The organism is Bordetella genomosp. 10, assembly GCF_002261225.1.
Lineage (GTDB): Bacteria > Pseudomonadota > Gammaproteobacteria > Burkholderiales > Burkholderiaceae_B > Bordetella_C.
On the sequence record NZ_NEVM01000005.1, the window covers coordinates 482,632 to 502,271 of the forward strand.

Sequence of the window (19,640 nt, forward strand, 5' to 3'; positions counted from 1 at the left end):
GCGTCGGCCGATGGCATCGGACGGAGACAGGAATGGACGCTTATATCGATCCGGATCCGCAGGAGACGGAAGAGTGGCAGGAGGCATTCGCCGCCATGGTCCGCACACATGGCGACGATCGCGGGGCGCGCATGCTGGCGCGCCTGCGCGCGCAGCTCGCGGACCCGGCGCGTGCCGGCGCGCGGGAAACGCCGCCCGCGCCCGGCCAGGGCGGCTATGTGAACTCCATCCCGCTTTCCCAGGAAGCGCCCTTCCCCGGCGACCTGGAGATCGAGGAAAGGCTGGCCTCCCTTATGCGCTGGAACGCGCTGGCCATGGTCGTGAAGGCCAACAAGGCCTACGGGGAATTGGGCGGCCACATCGCCAGCTATGCCAGCGCCGCCGATCTTTTCGAAGTGGGTTTCAACCACTTCTTCCACGCCCGGCGCGACATGGCGCCGCAAAACCGCGGCGACCTGGTTTTCTTCCAACCGCACAGCGCCCCCGGCATCTATGCGCGCGCCTATATGGAAAACCGGCTGACGGAACGCGACCTGACCTATTTCCGCAGGGAAATTGCCGCGCGGGAAGCCGGCGCGCAAGGGCTTTCCAGCTATCCGCATCCCTACCTGATGCCGGAATTCTGGCAGTTCCCCACCGGGTCCATGGGGATCGGTCCCATCAATTCCATCTACCAGGCCCGCTTCATGCACTACCTCACCGACCGCGGCATACTCGATTGCAGCGGCCGGCGCGTCTGGGGAGTGTTCGGCGACGGAGAGATGGACGAGCCCGAAAGCATGGCGGCGCTCACGCTCGCCGCCCGCGAGAACCTGGACAACCTCACCTGGGTGGTGAATTGCAACCTGCAACGCCTGGACGGGCCGGTGCGGGGAAATGGCAAGATCATCGACGAACTCGAGAGGCTGTTTTCCGGGGCGGGATGGAATGTGATCAAGCTGCTCTGGGGCAGCGACTGGGATCCGCTGTTCGAACGGGACGCCGACGGCAGCCTGAAGGCGGCGCTGGCGGCCACGGTCGACGGCCAGATGCAGACCTTCGCGGCAAAGGACGCCGCCTACAACCGCGAGAATTTCTTCGGCCAATCGCCGGAACTCTCCGCGCTCATCGCGTCCCTTTCCGACGAGCAGATCGATCTCCTGACACGCGGCGGCCACGACATCAGGAAAATCTACGCGGCATACCACGCCGCGGTTCGCAAGACGGGCGCGCCGACGGTGATCCTGGCGCACACCAAGAAGGGCTTCGGCATGGGCCCAGCCGTCCAGGGGAAAATGACCACCCACTCCAACAAGAAACTGGAGCCCGAGGACCTGCTCTCCTTCCGCGACCGCTTCAAGCTGCCGCTTTCGGACGACATGGTCAGGAACGCCGACTTCTACAAGCCCGGCGTCTCGTCGCCGGAGATGCAATATCTCCGCGACCGGCGCCAGGCCCTCGGCGGCTCCCTGCCCGCCCGGCACACGGCCTGCGCGCCCGTTCCGGCGCCGGATCGCGCTTCCTGGAGCGGTTTCGCGACGCACCCCGACGGCAAGGAAATGAGCACGACCATGGCCTTCGTCCGCATGCTCGGCAACCTGCTCAAGGACAAGTCGCTGGGCCCGCGCATCGTGCCCATCGTGGCCGACGAGGCCCGCACGTTCGGCATGGCGAATCTCTTCAAGCAGGTAGGCATTTATTCCAGCCGGGGCCAACGCTACGAGCCGGAGGACATCGGCTCCCTGCTGTCCTATCGCGAGGCCACCGACGGGCAGATCCTGGAGGAAGGCATCAGCGAGGCCGGCGCGATATCGAGCTGGACCGCCGCGGCCACCAGCTACAGCACGCACGGCGAGGCGATGCTGCCGTTCTATATCTATTATTCGATGTTCGGCTTCCAGCGCATCGGCGACCTCATCTGGGCGGCGGCCGACCAGCGGCCGCGCGGCTTCCTGATCGGCGCGACGTCGGGCCGCACCACCCTGGGCGGCGAAGGCCTGCAACATCAGGATGGAACCAGCCATCTCTGGGCCGCCACGATTCCCAATTGCCGCGCCTACGATCCCGCGCATGCCGGCGAGCTTGCCGTCATCATCGACGAGGGAATGCGGGAAATGATGGAAGTGCAGCGCGACGTTTTCTACTACGTCACCGTCATGAACGAAAACTATGCGCAGCCCAATCTGGACGACGGGAACAGCGCCGACATCGTGAAGGGAGGCTATCTCTACCGAACGCTGGAAGGAAGCGCCGGCAAACCCGCCGTCACCCTGCTGGGTTCGGGCGCGATCTTCCGTGAGGTGCAGCGCGCCGGCGAAGACCTCAACCGCGAGGGATACACCGTCCATCTCTACAGCATCACCAGTTGGAGCGAGCTGGACCGCGAAGCCAGGATGTGCGAGGCCGATGACGCGGGACACGCCGGCGCCGACGCGGCGGCGGTGCCTCACCTGCGCCGTATCCTGGCCATGAGCGGCGGGCCCATCGTCGCGGCGTCGGACTATGTCCGCCTGGTCCCGGAATCGATCCGCGCGCATATCCCGGCCGGACGGCCGTACCGGACGCTGGGCACCGACGGTTTCGGCCGCAGCGACACCCGCGGCGCGCTGCGCCGCTATTTCGGCGTGGATGCGGCCAGCATCGCGGAGACGGCGCGGCGCGCCTTGCGTTGACGGACAGGCCCCGCCGCGACGCCGCGCCGCGGCGGGACCGCCCGGATCACGCCGCCGGGGAAGCCAGGCGTATCGCCTTCTCCAGCAGGTCGAGGCGATCCTGCCCCCAGAAAACCTCGCCCTCGAACACATAACTGGGCGAGCCGAATACGCCCGCCGCGACCGCGGCATCCGTATTGCGCCGGTAAATGGCTTCGATGTCGGCCTGGGCGGCACGCTGGAACAGGGCCTCGGCATCGTAGCCGGCGCGGCGCAGGATATCCCGCAACACTTCCGGATCGGAGATATCCCTTTCCTCGCACCATTCCGCCTCCAGGATCCTGGTGTACAGCGGCGTGATCGGCGCGGGCTCCCGCAGCGCGGCAATGACCAGGCGCGAGGCCAGGTCGGCATCGGGGCACATGTACCGGGGCGCGGGATTCACGTGCATCCCCAATTCCCGGCACCACCGCTTCAATTCGGCGACGCGATAGGCCTGGCGCTCGGGCGATCGCTGGCCGAGCAGCACGCCGCCGGTCCGGCGATACACGTCGGGCAAGTCCACGGGAAGGTAGTTGACCTTGACGCCCAGCCGGTCGGCCAAGGCGTCCAGCCGATGCGCGCCCAGGTAGGCCCAATCCGAATTGAGCCAGAAATAGTAGTCAATGGATTTTTGCATGGCCCATTCCCCTGGTGTCGCTGGTGTCGTGTCCGGAACGTTCGGCGCCGAAGCGCTCCGGCCCGTGCATGAAGAAGGCGCTGACGACGGCGATGAAACCGAGGATGCCGAGATACCAGACGATGTAGTGCGTGTGGCCTTTACCATAGGCGAGCAGCGAGGTGGCGATCAAGGGCGCCAGGCCGCCGCCTATCGCGCCGGACACCTGGACGGCGAGCGATATGCCGCTATAGCGCACCGCCGAGGGAAACTGGGCCGAAAACAGGCTGCCCTCGGGGCCGTACAGGCAACCGTAGATAAGGCCGATGGCGATGATCATCGCCCAATTGACCGAGGCCGGGTCGCGCGTCTGCAGCAGGCCGAAAAACGGCGACGCGAACAATATGACGCCCAGCGCCCCGATAATGAAAACGACGCGGTAGCCTATCCTGTCGCCCAATATGCCGAACAAGGGCATGGTGAACAGCGCGACCGCGGCGCCCCATATGGTCGCGTCCAGCATCGTGCCGCGCGCCACGCCCAACGTGCCCGTGGCATACGCCAGCGCGAACGTGGCGACGGTATAGAACCAGGTGACCTCGGCCAGGCGCCCGCCCACCACGGCCAGCACCTCCCGGGGATACTTCCTGAGCACGACCTTGGCCGGCACGTCCACCTTCTCCCCCTGGCTTTCCATTTTCTCGAAATCGGGCGACTCGGCGACCCGGATGCGGATGAACCAGCCCACCAGCAGCAGCACCACGCTGGCCAGGAAAGGGATGCGCCAGCCCCACGCCAGCATCTCGCTCTCGGGGAGTTTCGCGACGGCGCCCATCGCCAACGACGACAGGATCAGCCCCGGCGCGACGCCGACCTGCGGTAGGCTGCCGAAAAAGCCCTTCTTGCCCTCGGGCGCGTGCTCCACCGCCATCAATACGGCGCCGCCCCATTCCCCGCCCACGGCGATGCCCTGGAGCAGCCGCATCAACACCAGCAGGACGGCGGCCCAATAACCGATGCTGTCGTATGAGGGAATCAGGCCGATGAGTATCGTGGGTATTCCCATCATGAACAGGGTGATCAGCAGCATGGACTTGCGCCCCACCCGGTCGCCGAAGTGCCCGAAGATGATGCCGCCCAACGGGCGCGCGAAGAAGCCCACCGAATACGTGGCGAACGACGCCAGCGTGCCCGTCACCGGGTCGAACGAAGGAAAGAATATCTTGTTGAAGATAAGGGCCGCCGCCGTGCCGTACAGGAAGTAGTCGTACCATTCGATGGTCGTGCCCATGAAGCTGGCGATGCCGGCGGTGATATGCTGGCGCGCAGGCTTGGGCCCACCCGGCGCCGCGTTGCTGTCCGTGTGTTTCATGATTTCCCCTTGGTCGTTTGGTTCAGTGGCTACTTGAGGCCGGGATAGCGCGTGGTCTGGCGCGCCCAGTAATCGAAGGTCGCATTGACGATGGAGCGCTTGAGCAGATAGTCGTGGGCCTCTCTCGCCAACTTTGCATCGACGGGCGTCAAGGGTCCGAAGGCCTGGGCGCGCACCTGCAATCGCGCGGCGCGCTCCAGGTAGACGGAAAGATAGGTGGCTTCCTGGACGGAATTTCCGGCGGTCAGATAGCCATGGTGCGCGAGGATGATGGCCTTCTTGTTCCCCAGCGCGCCGGAAATGATGACCCCTTCCTGGTCCGCGATGGGCACGCCGGGCCATTCGCCGAGAAACGCGCAATCGTCGTACAGGGGCGCCATGTCCATCTGGGCGACGACCAGGGGCTGCCGCGCGGTGGCGAGCGTCGTGGCCCAGGGCGAATGGGTGTGGATGATGGACTGGACGTCCGGCCTCGCCTGGTAGACCCAGAGGTGGAATCGCGTGGCGGGATTCGCCATTCCCTCGCCGGTGATCGTGTTCAGGTCCTGGTCGACTTCGACGAAATCGTCCGCGGTCGCCTCGTCGAACCCCAGGCCGAAACGCAAGGTCCAGTATGCGTTGGGCTTGTCGGACCGCGCCGTGATCTGGCCCGCGAGCCCCGCCTCCTGCCCCGTCATGGCCAGGATGCGACAGGCATACGCCAGGTTCTCGCTGACGGAGCGATTCGCCTCCTTGAGATGCCGGGACATCTCCTCGGAAGCGCGTTTATCGAAATACGCCTTGCTGCGAAGCTGCTCGCTCATCGTTCTCATCCTTCTTCGTCAGGCAGAATTGCCAACCCGGGAAGTATGAGAAACGAAGCGCGATGGAATCCATGCGTCTGGGGCTATAGCTGTTATTCAGGTGCGCGCCGCGACAATCGATGGGCGATGCCCAGGGCCAAGGCGGCGAGCGGCGAGAGGCGCCGGCCCTCCTTGTGTATCGCCACCACCTTTCTGGCCAGTTGCGGTCCGGCGATGGCGACCTTGCGCAGCTTGTAGTCCGCCAGCAGCCGGTCGGGAATCCGGCTGGGCAGCAGACAGGTGCCCATGCCGGCCGAGACCATCTCGAGCGCGGCGTCCACGGTATCCGTCTCGGCCGAGGCGACATAATCGAGCTTGGCGTGCTGCAACATCTTGCGCAGCGCGTAGTGAGCGGGAAACACCACCAGCCGCTGCCGCTCGTTCCATATATCGACCGTGTCCCGGGATTCGTGTTCCGCGCGCACGATCAGGCACATCTCGTCCTCGAAAAGATCGATCGAGGTCAGGCCGGAAACCGCGACGGCGGAATCGTAGACGAACCCCAGTTCGGCTTTCCCCGAGGCGACGAGGTCGACGACTTCAGGGGAACTGCGCCCCATCAACTGCAGATTCGCGCCATGCCCTTCATGGGCGACGACGGACACCAGATCGCCGAGCAGGTAATACGTCAGTGTATGGACCGCGGCGATCTTCAGGGAGCCGCGTATGACCGTGTTCATATCCCGGACCTTGGCCACGGCATCGTCGATAAGCTTGAAACCCGACGCGGTCGCCCAATAAAGCTCCTCGCCGACGCTCGTGAGAACCACGCCGCGCCCCGTGCGCTCGAAGACGGGCTGACCGAGATAGGTCTCCAGGACGGAAATCTGCCGGCTCAGGCTGGGCTGCGAAATACCCAGCTCATCAGCGGCTTTCGACATCGAACCGAGCGCGGCGATCGTCATGAAATACCGCAAGCGGCGGTCGGACTCGCCCGGCACATTGTCGCCGGGAAGCTCGTCGCGTTCATGGGCAATCACGTCCGGCATGCCTGGCACCTATCTTCCTTCGCTGGTGGCGGACTGGCAGCGCAGTCCGGGATAGATCGCCATTGTCGCTCAACCTGCCCCCCACCGGCGCGCCGTTACCGTTCTCGCGGCCTGGATACGCGGCGGCGAGGTCCGGACTTGTCCATTCGGATCGGCAACTTCAGATAACTCATGCCGTTGTCTTCCTTGGGAGGAAACCGGCCTGCCCGCATATTCACTTGAATGGCGGGCAACAGCAGCCTGGGCATGGACAAGGTTGCATCCCTTTCATTGCGCATGGACACGAAAGCCTCCTCGCCCACGCCATCCCGCACGTGCACGTTCGTCACGCGCTGCGCGGACACCGTCGTCTCCCAGGCATACTCCGCGCGCCCTTCCGCCTTGTAGTCGTGGCAGAGAAAGAGCCGCGTTTCGTGCGGCAGGCGCATCAGGCGCCGTATCGACCGGTACAGCGCGCGCGCATCGCCGCCGGGGAAATCGCAACGCGCGGTGCCGTAATCCGGCATGAACAGAGTGTCCCCCGGAAAGACCGCGTCGCCGATCACGTAGGCCATGCAGGCCGGCGTATGGCCCGGCACGTGCAGCGCCATCGCCGCCATGTCCCCTACTGCAAAGCGGTCGCCGTCCTGGAACAGCGCGTCGAACTGGCTGCCGTCGCGGGCGAAGGCCGAGCCTTCGTTGAATAGCCGGCCGAAGTGCGCCTGCACCGTGCGGATCTCCCGGCCCATGGCCAAGCGGCCGCCGGCGCGCTGCCGCAGATAAGGCGCCGCCGACAGATGATCGGCATGGACGTGCGTTTCCAACAGCCATTGCGGCTGCAAGCCTTCCGACTCGATAAATGCAAGAATCCTGTCCGCCGCAACCGTGGACGCCCGACCCGACGCAGGGTCGAAATCCATCACGCTGTCGATCACCGCGCAATGACGGGAGGCGGGATCGCGCACGACATAGCTTACGGTGCAGGTCGCCTCATCGAAAAAGGCGGTAACCACGGGACGGCGGGCAGCAACCTCCATCGCGCTCACGACGATGCCGCGCGCCGCCGCGATCGCCTCGTCCGGCTGCGCCTGGGTCAGGTCCAGTGTCATCGGTGCCATTTCCTCCCGACAAAACGGAGAATATTCAGGCGCGCGGGCACGCCGCCGGCCTGTCCTGCCCGAATCACGCCGGCCCGAATATCTCGGCGAGATCCTGCGGCACGCCCGGATGCACCCGCACATTTCCCTTTTCGTCGCGCCAGACGACGCCGGGCGTGCCGCGGATTCCCATATTCATCATGAGTTCCAGGTTTGCGTTCAGGCTCTGCTTGATGGCCGGCGGAATGTCCACCAGCGGCTTGACGCCGGACTCCAGCGGCTTCATCCCCGCCGGCCGCGCCGCCTTCCTGGCCTCGGTGTTGTCCTTCTCGTGCTGGAAAAGCGCCTGGGCGGGATCGGCGGAAGCAAGCAATGCGGCCGCCTTGGCCTGGCTGGTGGGCGTGATGATGCCCACCATGACGTGGCGCAACTGCACCTTGCCGCTATCGACCCAGGGCCGGGCGGCGTTCCAGAACAGATTGCAATAGGGACAGTTCGCGTCCGTGAAGACATAGACGACCCTGGGGGCCGTCGCCTTGCCGTCGGCGATCCAGCGGCTTTTCTCGAGCTGCCCCCAGATCCCGCGCGACATGGCGTCGCTCACCGCGGATTGCAGCGGGCCGCGCGTCATGTCCTCGCCCTTCGCATTGAATACCGTTCCCACGATGACCTGGCCGTCAGGCGCCACGTAGAAGGCCAGGGGTTGCGTGCCCTGGTAGCCCGCCCAGCCCGTCATGCCCTTCGGCGCGGGCAGCACGTTGCCGACGATGGTGATGCCCTCTTTCTCGATGGTCTTGAGGACGGCCGGCTTCTCGATTTCCGCCGAAGCGGCATGAATCGACACGCCGGCCAGCGTCAGGCTCAATACGGCCGCCACGGCCGTGGTCGCGCGCGCATACCGGTTGCGCACCGCGGAAGTCGTCGTGGAGGCATAATTTGTCGTTTCCATGCCGGCAATTCTATTGAGCCAACATTAAGCGGGAATTAACCCGGCACCCACGATCCGCATGCGGAACGCACGCGGGACCAGGAAAGATTTCCATGCGAGTCCTTGTCGTCGAAGATAATCAACTGGTCGCCAAAGGCCTGATGTCAGGCCTGCGCCTGCATGATTTCACGCCTCATCATGCCGGGTCCGCGGCCCAGGCCGAGTCCGCCGTCGCGCTTGCGCCGTTCGACATCTGCGTGCTCGATCTGGGCCTGCCCGACGGCGACGGCATAGACCTGCTGACGAAATGGCGGGCCCTGGGCGTCAGGCTGCCCACGCTGATACTCTCCGCGCGGGACGCGGTGGATCATCGCATTCGCGGACTGCGCGCGGGCGCGGACGATTATCTGGTCAAGCCGTTCGATCTCGACGAACTGGTGGCTCGCCTGCATGCCATCGCGCGGCGCGCCAACGGCCATGCCGACGATACGATCCGGCACGGGCGCCTGACCTGCAACGTCGCGGCGGGCAAGGTGTGGCTCGATGACGAAGAAGTCGAGCTGCCCCGGCGGGAACTGACGCTGCTGATGTCCTTCCTGAAGCATCCCGATCACATTCTCAGCACGGGCCAACTGCACGACAGCATCTACGGGATGGACGAAGCCGTCGCGAGCAATGCCTTGAACGTGCACATCCATCATCTGCGCCGCAAACTGGGGGCGGACATCATCCAGACCGTGCGGGGCCTGGGCTATCGGCTGGGCGAGGCCGGCGAATGAAGCGCGCCCTGAGCCTGCGGGCGCGCCTGATGCTCATGATCGGCCTTTCCCTGGTCGTCCTGTGGGCCGGATTTTCCGCCTGGATGCTGGCCAACTCGCGCAATGAACTGCGCGCGGCGCTGGACGACAGGCTCGCGGCGTCGGCAAAAATGGTCGCGGGGCTCATCACGCGGCTGCCGGACGGAACGATGGTGGACGGCCCTTCGGATTGGGTCAATCCGTTCTCAGGCAGCGGCATGGCGTGCTCCATCAGCCAGATCCGGGATGGCATTGCCGTGCGCGTGATTTCCCATTCGGCGAACAGCCCGGTGCTGGGGCGGTTGAAAGACGGTTTCGACATGGTGGACTATGGAGGGGAGCGTTGGCGCACCTACTCCATCGAACATAACGGCATGCGCGTGACGACGGCCGATCGCGTGGCCTTGCGCAAGTCCCTGGTCCACGAGATCGCCACCTCCATCGTCGTGCCCTTCTGCGTCGCGCTCGCGGGCGCCCTGCTCGCCTTGCGCATGGGAATCGCGTGGGGCCTGGCCCCGCTGGAACGTCTTCGACGCGTCCTCGAGGCGCGCACGCCCGGCAGCGACGCCGTCCTGCCCGCGCTCAGGATACCCGCCGAACTGGCGCCCTTCCAGGACACGCTGAACAACCTGCTGCGCCGCGTCCACGATGCGTTCAACCGGGAGCGTCAATTCACCGACGCCGCCGCGCATGAGCTGCGCACGCCCCTGGCGGCCATGAAGGTGCATATGCAGGTCGCGGATCTCGCGCTCGAAAAGAACCAGGATATCGCCGTCGTGCGAGAAGCGATTCACGAGGCGCGGACCGGCGCCGACCGGATGCAGGAGCTGCTCGACCAACTGCTCGAACTCGCCCGCATCGACTGCGGCGCCCGCGCCGGCGAAGCGACCGGCGTTGCCCAGGCGCTGCGCGCCGTCCTCAATGCCCTGCCGGCGGCCCAGCAACGCCGCCTGGACGTCGACATGCATTGCACGGACGCGCAAGCGGCGGACATGCCGGAACCGCTGCTGGTCTCCGCCTTGAGCAATATCGTGCAGAACGCCATGCGGCATACCCCGGCAACCGCCAGGGTCGAATTGCGGGTCAAGGAAATAGCGGGCGACATCGAATTCCAGGTGCTGGATGCCGGGCCCGGCATGTCGCGGGCGCAGTGCGCCGAGGCGGTGCGACGCTTCTGGCGCGGCAACACCGCGTCCGAGGGCAGCGGCCTGGGCCTGGCCATCGTCAAGGCCATCGCGGATTGCCACGGTGGCGAACTGAGCTTGACGCCACGCCCCGAGGGCGGCTTGTGCGTCCGCCTGACCATACGGGGGACGAACGCCGCCGCCCGCGGATAGATTTTCTTTGCGTCCGGCCCAGTTTTTATGCCTTGTCCCGGCCGGCCTCCACGGAAAACAATATCTCTCTCCGCCTTGGCGGGAGGGCACGCATCGCTCGGCGTCATCGCTTCCCCAACGGAGATCCTATCGTTTCAGGAACACTCCGATGCGCGTGAACGCGGATTTCAATCAACGGGCCATCGTCTACCCGGCTCACTGCGCCTGGACGGCGAGTTGTCGCTGGGCGCCCGGTCCTGTCAGCGGGGCGCCTGGATCCGCCTGCCGGCGGGCGACATCCCGCCGGATCTCGCGGCCGGCGCCGGCGGCGCCACCGTCTATCTGAAGCAAAGCGCCGCCGCCATGTTCGCCGGCCTGTCCCTGGATTGACGCCATGCCCGGCATCGCAATCGTCGGAGCGGGCCTGAGCGGCCTGTATGCCGCCTATCTCCTGCAAGAAAGCGGCCATACGGACTACGTCGTGCTCGAGGCCCGCCCCGTCCTGGGCGGCCGCATCGCCTCCCTGACGCTGGACGAGCCGGCGCCTCCGGCCGACCGCCTCGCACCCTCCCCCGCCGCGCGGCGCTTCGACCTGGGTCCGACCTGGTTCTGGCCGTCCTACCAGCCCGCGTTGTCGCATCTCATCGACGCCCTGCAACTCGGACGCCATGCGCAGTATGAGGCCGGCGAAACCGTCGTCGAACCCGCGCAAGGCGCGCCGCGACGCGTGCCGGGCATGGCCGGCTGGCCGACGTCCATGCGCCTGGCGGACGGCATGGGCAGCCTGATCGATGCGCTGTCCGGCAAGCTGGAAGCCGGAAAAATACACGCGGACCGCCGCGTCACGGCCGTTCGCCGCGACGGCGCGGCTGTCGATATCGAAGCGCGCGACGCGCAAGGCGCGCCGTCGCGCTATCGAGCGGACATCGTCCTGCTTGCCCTGCCGCCGCGCCTGGCCGCCGCCACCATCGCTTTCGAACCCGCGCTTCCCGCCGACCTCGAAGATACTTGGCGCGACACGCAGACCTGGATGGCGCCGCACGCCAAATACCTGGCCGTATACGACCGCCCGTTCTGGCGCGAACAAGGCCTGTCGGGGGCTGTCCGCAGCGCGCGCGGCCCCATGGCGGAGATCCACGATGCCGCCTCGCCCGGAGGCAAGGCGGCCTTGTTCGGCTTCGTCGGCGTCGGCAGCGAATGGTCCCCGAACTATCCGGGCTATCTCGCGGGCGCGGTCGAAGCCGTAACGCTGGGCCTGGACGCGCTCTTGCGCAAAGCCGGCGAAAGCGCCGCCTGCCCGCGCTGAGATCCTGTCCTGCATCATCCGTTAGGAGTCCTGTCATGAAACAAACTTATCGCGCGATGCAGGTCCGGTCCGCCGACGCCCTGGAGATGGTGGAGCGCGACATCCCGGCGCCCGGCTTCGGCGAGGTCGTCCTGGACGTCGAGGCCTGCGGCGTTTGCGGCGCGGACGCCGCGGATATCGCCAATGCCGACCCGTCGCTCCCTTTTCCCCGTGTGCCGGGCCATGAAGTGGTGGGACGGATCCGGGCCCTGGGCCAGGGGGTTCCGCCCCTCTGGAAACTGGGGCAACGCGTCGGCGTAGGCCGCCTGGGCGGCCCCTGCCACGCTTGCCCGGAATGCAGGAAAGGCCTGTTTCAGCTTTGCTTGAACCAGCCCGTGGTCGGATCCTCTTGCGACGGCGGCTATGCCGAAGCCATGGTGGCCCGCGCCAGCGGGCTGGTTTCCATCCCGGCGGAGTTGGACGCCGAGGAGGCCGCTCCCATACTCTGCGCCGGCATCGCCACCTTCAATGCCTTGAAAAAATGCGGCGCGCAGGCCGGAGACCTTGTCGCCATCTTCGGTATCGGCGGCCTGGGACACATGGCCGTTCAATACGCCCGCAAGATGGGTTTCAACGTGGCGGCCATCGGCCGCGGCGCCGACATTGCCGGAGATGCCGCGGCCTTGGGCGCGCACACCTACATCGACACGCACGTCGCCGACCCGGTGGATGCCCTGAAAGCCATGGGCGGCGCGCAAGCCATCGTCAGCACGGTCGCCGACAACGGGGCGACGGCCAGGCTGGTCGGCGCCCTGGCTCCCGGCGGACGGCTGACCATCCTGGCGCCCGGCAAGGACGCGGCCACGCTTCCGACCGGCCTGATGGTGCGCGGCGAGCGATCGGTCGCCGGATCGATCACCGGATCGCCCTACGAAAACGAGCGGGCGCTGCAATTCTCCGTCCTCGCGGGCATCCGGCCCAGCATAGAAATCGTGCCGCTGGCGCAGGCCAACGCGGCGTTGCAGCGCATGAAATCCGGCAAGGCGAAATTCCGCGTGGTCCTGACCATGGCGCGCTGATCTCGCCCGCGACAAGAAATTTGCGCCACGATGCAGCGCCATTCATTTATAATTTTTGGAAATTAAGTTATGTCTACAAATAATTAATCATAGGCATAGACCAGAAAACGGAGACGAGCATGCGAGGCGCGATTCAGGCCGCACCGGGATTCCCGACGAACGATTCCCCATCCTGTAGACCGGGTTGGCGGTGGCCGGCGATATGGGCCGCCGGGTTCTTCACCCTGTGCACGGCGCTGACCGCGCATGCCGCCGCCGACGCGGCGCTGGGCAAAACGCTGGCCACGCAAGGCATGGGATCGGTTCCCGCCTGTAGTTCCTGCCACGGCGCCCAGGGCGCCGGCACGCCGGCCGCGGGCTTTCCCCGCCTGGCCGGCCAAGGCGAGCAATACCTGGACGAACAACTCGAAGCCATGGCCAACGGGATGCGCGTCAGCCCTGTCATGGCTCCCATCGCCAAAAGCCTGAACGCCGACCAGCGCGCTTCGCTGGCGCGCTACTACGCGACCTTGCCGACGCCCCTGGACAACGCGGCACTAGCGGCCACCGCGCAGGAAGATGTGCGCCCGGAAGACCGCGGCGCCTGGCTGGCCAAGCGCGGCGAATGGGGCCGCAACCTGCCGGCCTGCAATCAATGCCATGGCCCGGGTGGAATCGGCGTCGGCAACCAGTTCCCCTCCCTGGCCGGGCAGTCCGCGGCTTATATCGCCGCGCAACTGCAAGCCTGGCAACAAGGCCATCGTCCGCCCGGCCCGCTGGCGCTGATGCCCGCTGTCGCAAGCCATATGGACGACAGCGATATAAAGGCCGTCGCGGCTTATTACGCGGAGCTGCCGAATGCCGCCAAGAAGCAAGCCGGGGCCGGTGCGGCATCCACGCCGGCCGTCGCTTCCGCGCAAGCGGCCGGCTCGGCCAACGGCAATGCGAACGCAACGCCGGGCGCCAGCTCGGCCGATGCCCCCGGCGTTCACGACGCCGGGCCCGGCAAACCACCGCGTTTCGTCCCGCCGCTGGCGTCCAGCATCCCCGACAACGAATTCGGCAAGGAAGTGCGCCTGGGCGAGCAGATCTTCCTGCATACGCCCGAGATGGCACCCAAGTTCGTCGGCAACAAGCTGAACTGCGCCAGTTGCCACCTGGACGCCGGCCGCCGGCCCGACTCGGCCCCGATGTGGGCGGCATACGTCATCTATCCCGCCTACCGCGCCAAGAACGGCCACGTGAACGCGATGGCCGAGCGCCTGCAGGGCTGCTTCCGTTTCAGCATGGACGGCAAGGCCCCCGCCGCGGACGACCCGATAATGACGGCCTTGCAAACGTATATGTTCTGGCTGGCCTCGAAGGCGCCCACCGGCGTGAAGCTCGCCGGCCAGGGCTATCCAAAGCTGCCGCCGCCCCCGCAGAAGGCCGACTACGTACGCGGCGAAGCGGTTTTCGGGCAGTTCTGCGCCACCTGCCATGGCGCGCAGGGCGAAGGGCAGAAGCAGGACGGCCATTGGGTATTCCCGGCCTTGTGGGGTCCGGACTCGTACAACTGGGGCGCGGGCATGCACCAACTGGGCAATGCGGCCGGCTTCATCCTGGCCAACATGCCGCTCTCGCAAGCGGGCCTGCTCACCGCGCAACAGGCCTGGGACGTCGCGTATTTCATGAACGCGCACGAGCGTCCCCAGGATCCCCGTTTCAAGGAATCGGTCGCGGCCACGCGCAAGCGTTATCACGACGGAGCCGACTCGCTCTACGGATTGGAAATCAACGGCCACGTCCTGGGCAGCGACTCGCCGCCTGCCGCCGCCCATTTGCAAAAGGAGGGGTCGTGATGCTGGGGCTAGGGCTGATGCTGATGCTGTTTCCGGTGCTGGTGCTGGGACTGACGTGACCCGCGACATCCCGCATGCGAATGTCGGTCGCGTATTTCATCGGCGTTGACGACGCTTGAATTGGCTGGCGGTACACCGCGGCTTTCGGCGCCCGCCATGCGGCGGCGCCGAGGCTGCTGGCGATACCCCAGCCTACCGTTCCGTCAATCGGTGAATTGAAAAACGGGCTTACGATATTCGTGCCCGATCGGCAAATACCGATCGAAAAATATATTGTCATCCAGATATTCTTTTACTTGCCAGCGGACCTTATCGACTCGCCTGTAATCGTTATGAACGTCGAACAGCGATTCGGTCAATTGCAGTATTCTCCGCGGAGAAAACGACCGAAAAATGCCTGATGGAAAAAACTTGTCCGTAGTGTCTGGTCCAGGCCTGAGCGGCTTCCGAGTCGGGATACTCTAAGAGCGCCCCCGATAGTGCATTTTCTGAGGTGAAATCCAGATCAAGCGTCCATGGACCAGGAAATGCCTGTTTGTAGTAAGAGCATGCGCCTCCGAAGGAAATATCTCGCTTCAGAAGATCCGGGCCATGGTCATACCATACCGAAATCACCAAACAATTGCCCTCGCCAGAGTGCAGACTCGCAGCGGATTCTCCGTGCCCAGGCAGCCAATCATAAAGATCAAAAACTTCAACGCCGCGTCCTTTTTTCATCATTATCGGAGGTTATGTTGGACTAAGCAGTCGCTGGTGAAACCGGACAGGCCAAACGCAAAAAAGCCCACCGGCTTAATAGGCTTAGTGGGCTTCTATCTTGGCAGTATCGGGACTGCCTGGGAATTCGGTGGTAGGCGGTATTGGAATCGAACCAACGACCTCTACGATGTCAACGTAGCGCTCTAACCATCTGAGCTAACCGCCTGCAAAGAAGAAGAATTATATGGGTGATTTTTTTGTCTGTCAAATCGCATCAGTTTTTTGATTCGTTCGACGCACCCTTTCTCTTCACGCTTCGTCGGCGCGGCGCACCGCATCGACGAAGGCGCGCATCTTATCATGGACTTTGATGCCCGGGGCGCTTTCCACGCCACTGCTGACGTCGACCGCATAGGGACGCACGGTGCGCACCGCGGCTTCGACGTTGCCGGGCGTCAAGCCGCCCGAGAGAATCAATGGCACGGACACGCGCGATGGGGCGCCGGTGGAGGCGGCGTCCGCGCCATCCACCGCTCCGATCGCGTTGCACGCAGCGGCCGCCGAGGCCTTCCGCACGTCGTCGAGCAGATGATGATCGAAGGCCAGGCCGCTGCCGCCGAAGCCCGGCGTATAGCTGTCGAACAGCCAGCCCGCGGCGTCGCCATACGTCGCGCAGGTGGCGGCGAGCGCGGCGGCGCTGTCCGCGCCCGGGCCGCCCACGCGCAGCGCGCGCAGGTAGCGATGGCCATACAGACGGCAGTCGGCCGGCGTCTCGTCGCCATGGAATTGCAGCAGGTCCGGACCCACTTCGCCGATGATGCGGCGAACGTCCTCCTCGGCAGCGTTGACCACCAAGGCCACCACGTCGACGAAAGCGGGCACCGCGCGGCGCAAGCGGGCTGCCTGCGCGACGTCGATGCAGCGCTTGCTCTTGGGATAGAAGATCATGCCGATGGCGTCAGCACCGGCCGCGACCGCGGCGGCGACGTCTTCGGAGCGGGTCATGCCGCAGAATTTGATGCGGGTGCGCATGAAGAGTGAATCAAAAAAGGGGGGAGAAGAATCGGTGAGATAGGCCCGGCGCAACGATACACCGGCCAAGGCAAACCGCTATTTTATCGGCTCCGGCGCATGGCCCCACCGCCCTTTCAGGACACCGACGGCAGGATCAGCCGAGTCCCGTCCAGTTCGCCCAGCGCGAAGCGTTCGGGATACTCGATGGCCGCCAGGTACAGGCCGTCGGGCATGAAGGTCGGCGCGCCCTGCGTGCGATCGCGCGCGGCCAGCAGTTCGGCCATCCACGCCGCCGGCTTGCGCCCCTGGCCGACTTGCAATAACGCGCCCATGAGGTTGCGAACCATATGGTGCAGAAAGGCGTTGGCGCGCAGCGTGACCACGATGAGGTCGCCCTGCGTGGCAATGTCCAGGCGATGCATGACACGCACCGGATGCCTGGCCTGGCACTGCGACGAGCGGAAGCTGCTGAAGTCGTGCTCGCCTATCAGGCAGGCGGCCGCCTGGCGCATCGCCTCGATGTCCAGCGGCTGGAAGCACCAGCCCGCGCGCCCGGCCCACAAGGGCGAACGCACGCGATCGTTGATCAGCAGATAGACATAGGTGCGACTGGCCGCCGAGAAACGCGCATGGAAATCGTCCTGCACCACGCGCGCCCAGCGCACCGCGATGCTGGGCGGCAGCAGCGCATTGACGCCCCGCACCCAGGACTCATCGCGCCGCTGCGCGTCCGTGTCCAGATGCACGACCTGCATGGCTGCGTGCACGCCCGTATCGGTGCGGCCCGCGCATATCGTGGCGACCGGACGGTCGGCGAATTGCGCGAGCGCCGCCTCCAGCGTGTCCTGCACGGTCCGCCCATGCGGCTGGGTCTGCCAGCCGTTCCAGGCGGACCCGTCGTACGCCACGCCTAATGCAATACGCGGCATGGATCAGAAACGGGACACGCCCGGCTCTCGACGCGTGTCGGCGGGCTTGGGATCCAGATCGAGATCGATGCCGTCCAGGCGCCGATCGATCGCCGCCGGGTCGATCTCGGTGGCGTAGAGGTCTTCGTCCATGTCGTCGTCGTCATCGTCGCGACGGGCCCCCGCGCGGCGCAGCAGCCACGCGATGACGAAGGCGATCAAGGTCAGGACCACCGTCATGAAGATGAGCAGATTGTCCGATAGCCAGCGCGGCAGCGCGGATGTCGGCTGCGCGGCCGTGCCGCCGGCGCTCAGGTTGTCGGCGCTATTCGCGCCCGGCGCGCGGTCGCTGCCCGGCGTGGCGGCTCCTGGCGTGGACGGCGAGATCGCGCTGGACGGCGAAGTAGCGCCCGCTGCCGGGGAACCCGCGTTGCCTGCGCCCGCGTTGGCCGGACCCGCGCCATTCGACGAGGCGGCGCCGGCGCCACTGCCAGCACCATTGGCCGAACCGGCTGCGTTGGGGCCCGTTGCACCATTGGGACCCGTTGCCCCATTAGGGCCTGCCGCAGCCCCAGTCGCGCCACCCGCGCCGTTGCCGGCTCCGGCCGCGCCTGGGTTAGCTCCCGCACCCGCACCGGCGCCGGAATTAGCGCCCGCGGAACCGCCCTGCGCACCGCTGCCCGACTGTCCCGAAGCGCCGGTTTCTCCAGTCGCCCCCGCTTGACCATTGCCCGCGACGCCAGGCTGCCCGCCCGCGGCGGGCAGGCCAGCCGCGCCAGCTTGTCCACCAGCACCGGCTTGACCATCCACGCCAGCACCATTCGCACCCGCCCCAGCCTGACCATTCGCGCCAGCTTGCCCGGCCCCACTTCCCGATCCGCCAGCGCCGGCCTGCCCATTCGAACCGCCTTGCGCCTGCGCCACCGACTGCCCACCCTGCCCCGCCGCGGCTTGCCCACCCTGCGCAGCCGCGCCAGGACCACCCGACAACCCCGGCGCAGGCACCGTCAAGCCAGGACCGGCGGCGCCCTGGCCACCCTGTCCCTGCTGCGCCAACGCCGCGTTCAAATCCTTGACGTTGCGCTCGAGTTCATCGACGCGCGACTTCGCATCCTGCGTCGCCTTGGCCGTCGAGGTTTCGGCATCGGCGCGCGACTGGGCCGCGTCCTCGCCGCTCTGCCCCGCCTGCCCGGGCACGCCGCTGGACAGCCTGAGACGATCCTGCGCGCCCGCTTCCGGCTGCGCGGCGGGCGCGCCCGAACCGACCTGACCCGATGCCGCCGGCGCCTGGGCCGCGGCCGCGCCACGACTGGCGGCGCCCGCCAACCCAGCGCGATAACGCGCATAGGCTTCGGCTTGCTCCAGGAAGATACGGCGCGCCTCGGCCGGATCGATGGCCCGCACCGTGGAGGCGTCCGGCACGATCAGCCGCGCGCCGGCCTTGACCCGGTTCATGTTGTTCTGGATGAACGCCTGCGGATTGGCCCGCCACAACGCCACCAGCATCTGATAGATGGTGGCGTCGGCCAGCGCGTGGCTCTGCGCGATGCCATAGAGCGTGTCGCCCTGGCGCACCGCCACGCTGCTGGCGGCGCGCGTCGACGGTCCGACCGTCGCCTGCGAATTCAGGCCGGGAAAGCCCCGCGCGGTCTGCATCACCGTCAGTTGCACCTGCCGCTGGCCCGCGCCGCTGCCGATATTCAGCAGCACGTCCACCGCCGGATCCGCCGCGACCTCGGGCGAGGCCAGCCGCACGATCTTTTGCGAAGGATCGGCCCCGGCTTCCACCTTGAGCGACATGCTGCCCAAGGACACCGGCGGCTTCAGGCCGGCGCGCTGCCAGGCATCGGCCGGGGCGACCGAGACCTGCAGGCTCGCCCGCTCGTCGGGCGTCAGGTCCGTCAGCGGAATCACCACCTGCAAGGGGGCATTCTGGGCCGACACGACGCGGCTATGCCCCAGGCGCGCCGCCCAGGCCGGCTGCGCGGCCACGGCCGAGGCCGTCAGCAACATCGCCATGGCGCAGCGGGTCGCGGTCAGGGATGAACGAGGGGACAGGCGCGGGTTGCGTGACGTCATAAGCCGATGGAATCCACGGTCGGAGGGCATGTAGCCGCGAAAGAAAAGTGTAACGCACCTGCCGTCATGCTGAAATGACAAGGGCACCCCGGGTGCCCTTGTTCCTGCCCGGCAGACGGCCTCTTACTAAGGCCGGTCGTGGCGCCGG

General features: G+C 66.3%; 16 protein-coding genes, 1 tRNA gene and 1 pseudogene. 8 read left to right on the forward strand and 10 right to left on the reverse strand.

Annotation, left to right across the window (positions count from 1 at the left end):
• The first annotated feature begins 32 nt into the window (after window positions 1-32).
• Entirely contained in the window at window positions 33-2,651 is a 2,619-nt protein-coding gene (gene aceE, locus CAL29_RS18480; protein WP_094854523.1) for a pyruvate dehydrogenase (acetyl-transferring), homodimeric type, read from the forward strand.
• Between the two features lie 46 nt (window positions 2,652-2,697).
• On the opposite strand, the gene CAL29_RS18485 is transcribed toward aceE, so the two are convergent.
• From CAL29_RS18485 to dsbG, 6 genes are all read right to left on the reverse strand, one after another.
• Window positions 2,698-3,309, reverse strand: coding sequence for a 2-hydroxychromene-2-carboxylate isomerase (locus CAL29_RS18485; protein ID WP_094854524.1), 612 nt, complete (start codon window positions 3,307-3,309; stop codon window positions 2,698-2,700).
• Window positions 3,293-4,660, reverse strand: a complete 1,368-nt coding sequence (locus tag CAL29_RS18490) for an MFS transporter (protein WP_094854525.1) — start codon at window positions 4,658-4,660, stop codon at window positions 3,293-3,295. The genes CAL29_RS18485 and CAL29_RS18490 overlap by 17 nt, the downstream gene beginning before the upstream one ends.
• 29 nt (window positions 4,661-4,689) lie before the next feature.
• Window positions 4,690-5,463, reverse strand: coding sequence for an aldolase (locus tag CAL29_RS18495; protein ID WP_094854526.1), 774 nt, complete (start codon window positions 5,461-5,463; stop codon window positions 4,690-4,692).
• A gap of 92 nt (window positions 5,464-5,555) precedes the next feature.
• Window positions 5,556-6,491, reverse strand: coding sequence for a LysR family transcriptional regulator (locus tag CAL29_RS18500; RefSeq protein WP_256977567.1), 936 nt, complete (start codon window positions 6,489-6,491; stop codon window positions 5,556-5,558).
• A 95-nt stretch (window positions 6,492-6,586) separates the two neighbouring features.
• Window positions 6,587-7,507, reverse strand: a complete 921-nt coding sequence (locus CAL29_RS18505; RefSeq protein ID WP_218831923.1) for an MBL fold metallo-hydrolase — start codon at window positions 7,505-7,507, stop codon at window positions 6,587-6,589.
• Window positions 7,508-7,652: 145 nt separating this feature from the next.
• A complete protein-coding gene (gene dsbG / locus CAL29_RS18510; RefSeq protein ID WP_094854528.1) occupies window positions 7,653-8,516 on the reverse strand; it encodes a thiol:disulfide interchange protein DsbG in 864 nt (287 codons plus the stop codon).
• 92 nt (window positions 8,517-8,608) lie between these two features.
• On the opposite strand from dsbG, the gene CAL29_RS18515 reads away from it, so the two are divergent.
• From CAL29_RS18515 to CAL29_RS31865, 7 genes and pseudogenes are all read left to right on the forward strand, one after another.
• On the forward strand, window positions 8,609-9,274 hold the full coding sequence (locus CAL29_RS18515) for a response regulator (RefSeq protein ID WP_094854529.1): 666 nt from the start codon (window positions 8,609-8,611) through the stop codon (window positions 9,272-9,274).
• Window positions 9,271-10,629, forward strand: a complete 1,359-nt coding sequence (locus CAL29_RS18520; RefSeq protein WP_094854530.1) for an ATP-binding protein — start codon at window positions 9,271-9,273, stop codon at window positions 10,627-10,629. The genes CAL29_RS18515 and CAL29_RS18520 overlap by 4 nt, the downstream gene beginning before the upstream one ends.
• 216 nt (window positions 10,630-10,845) lie before the next feature.
• Entirely contained in the window at window positions 10,846-10,998 is a 153-nt protein-coding gene (locus CAL29_RS31335; protein ID WP_179284101.1) for a hypothetical protein, read from the forward strand.
• A 4-nt stretch (window positions 10,999-11,002) separates the two neighbouring features.
• Window positions 11,003-11,914 (forward strand): flavin monoamine oxidase family protein, encoded by a 912-nt coding sequence (locus CAL29_RS18525; protein WP_094854531.1) that lies wholly within the window; start codon window positions 11,003-11,005, stop codon window positions 11,912-11,914.
• Between the two features lie 35 nt (window positions 11,915-11,949).
• On the forward strand, window positions 11,950-12,972 hold the full coding sequence (locus tag CAL29_RS18530) for an alcohol dehydrogenase catalytic domain-containing protein (RefSeq protein WP_094854532.1): 1,023 nt from the start codon (window positions 11,950-11,952) through the stop codon (window positions 12,970-12,972).
• Window positions 12,973-13,091: 119 nt separating this feature from the next.
• Window positions 13,092-13,817 (forward strand): annotated as a pseudogene (locus CAL29_RS31860) (c-type cytochrome); the annotation flags it as partial.
• Window positions 13,803-14,792, forward strand: coding sequence for a c-type cytochrome (locus CAL29_RS31865; protein ID WP_256977852.1), 990 nt, complete (start codon window positions 13,803-13,805; stop codon window positions 14,790-14,792). The pseudogene CAL29_RS31860 and the gene CAL29_RS31865, both read left to right, overlap by 15 nt.
• A gap of 848 nt (window positions 14,793-15,640) precedes the next feature.
• On the opposite strand, the gene CAL29_RS18540 is transcribed toward CAL29_RS31865, so the two are convergent.
• The 4 genes from CAL29_RS18540 to CAL29_RS18555 all read right to left on the reverse strand — a co-directional run bounded on the left by CAL29_RS18540 (window position 15,641) and on the right by CAL29_RS18555 (window position 19,492).
• Window positions 15,641-15,717 (reverse strand) — tRNA-Val (locus CAL29_RS18540).
• Between the two features lie 83 nt (window positions 15,718-15,800).
• Window positions 15,801-16,523 (reverse strand): phosphoribosylanthranilate isomerase, encoded by a 723-nt coding sequence (locus CAL29_RS18545; RefSeq protein WP_094854534.1) that lies wholly within the window; start codon window positions 16,521-16,523, stop codon window positions 15,801-15,803.
• 116 nt (window positions 16,524-16,639) lie between these two features.
• Window positions 16,640-17,434, reverse strand: coding sequence for a tRNA pseudouridine(38-40) synthase TruA (gene truA / locus CAL29_RS18550; protein ID WP_094854535.1), 795 nt, complete (start codon window positions 17,432-17,434; stop codon window positions 16,640-16,642).
• 3 nt (window positions 17,435-17,437) lie between these two features.
• The gene (locus CAL29_RS18555) at window positions 17,438-19,492 is read right to left on the reverse strand and encodes a type IV pilus assembly protein FimV (protein ID WP_179284102.1); all 2,055 of its coding nucleotides are present in this window, start codon (window positions 19,490-19,492) and stop codon (window positions 17,438-17,440) included.
• Between the last annotated feature and the right edge of the window lie 148 nt (window positions 19,493-19,640).

What these genes read in the sequence shown, in the direction of transcription:
- aceE (WP_094854523.1), top strand. Translation starts at nt 33, where the DNA reads ATGGACGCTTATATCGATCCGGATCCGCAGGAGACGGAAGAGTGGCAG.
- CAL29_RS18485 (WP_094854524.1), bottom strand. Translation starts at nt 3,309, where the DNA reads ATGCAAAAATCCATTGACTACTATTTCTGGCTCAATTCGGATTGGGCC.
- CAL29_RS18490 (WP_094854525.1), bottom strand. Translation starts at nt 4,660, where the DNA reads ATGAAACACACGGACAGCAACGCGGCGCCGGGTGGGCCCAAGCCTGCG.
- CAL29_RS18495 (WP_094854526.1), bottom strand. Translation starts at nt 5,463, where the DNA reads ATGAGCGAGCAGCTTCGCAGCAAGGCGTATTTCGATAAACGCGCTTCC.
- CAL29_RS18500 (WP_256977567.1), bottom strand. Translation starts at nt 6,491, where the DNA reads ATGCCGGACGTGATTGCCCATGAACGCGACGAGCTTCCCGGCGACAAT.
- CAL29_RS18505 (WP_218831923.1), bottom strand. Translation starts at nt 7,507, where the DNA reads ATGGAGGTTGCTGCCCGCCGTCCCGTGGTTACCGCCTTTTTCGATGAG.
- dsbG (WP_094854528.1), bottom strand. Translation starts at nt 8,516, where the DNA reads ATGGAAACGACAAATTATGCCTCCACGACGACTTCCGCGGTGCGCAAC.
- CAL29_RS18515 (WP_094854529.1), top strand. Translation starts at nt 8,609, where the DNA reads ATGCGAGTCCTTGTCGTCGAAGATAATCAACTGGTCGCCAAAGGCCTG.
- CAL29_RS18520 (WP_094854530.1), top strand. Translation starts at nt 9,271, where the DNA reads ATGAAGCGCGCCCTGAGCCTGCGGGCGCGCCTGATGCTCATGATCGGC.
- CAL29_RS18525 (WP_094854531.1), top strand. Translation starts at nt 11,003, where the DNA reads ATGCCCGGCATCGCAATCGTCGGAGCGGGCCTGAGCGGCCTGTATGCC.
- CAL29_RS18530 (WP_094854532.1), top strand. Translation starts at nt 11,950, where the DNA reads ATGAAACAAACTTATCGCGCGATGCAGGTCCGGTCCGCCGACGCCCTG.
- CAL29_RS18545 (WP_094854534.1), bottom strand. Translation starts at nt 16,523, where the DNA reads ATGCGCACCCGCATCAAATTCTGCGGCATGACCCGCTCCGAAGACGTC.
- truA (WP_094854535.1), bottom strand. Translation starts at nt 17,434, where the DNA reads ATGCCGCGTATTGCATTAGGCGTGGCGTACGACGGGTCCGCCTGGAAC.
- CAL29_RS18555 (WP_179284102.1), bottom strand. Translation starts at nt 19,492, where the DNA reads ATGACGTCACGCAACCCGCGCCTGTCCCCTCGTTCATCCCTGACCGCG.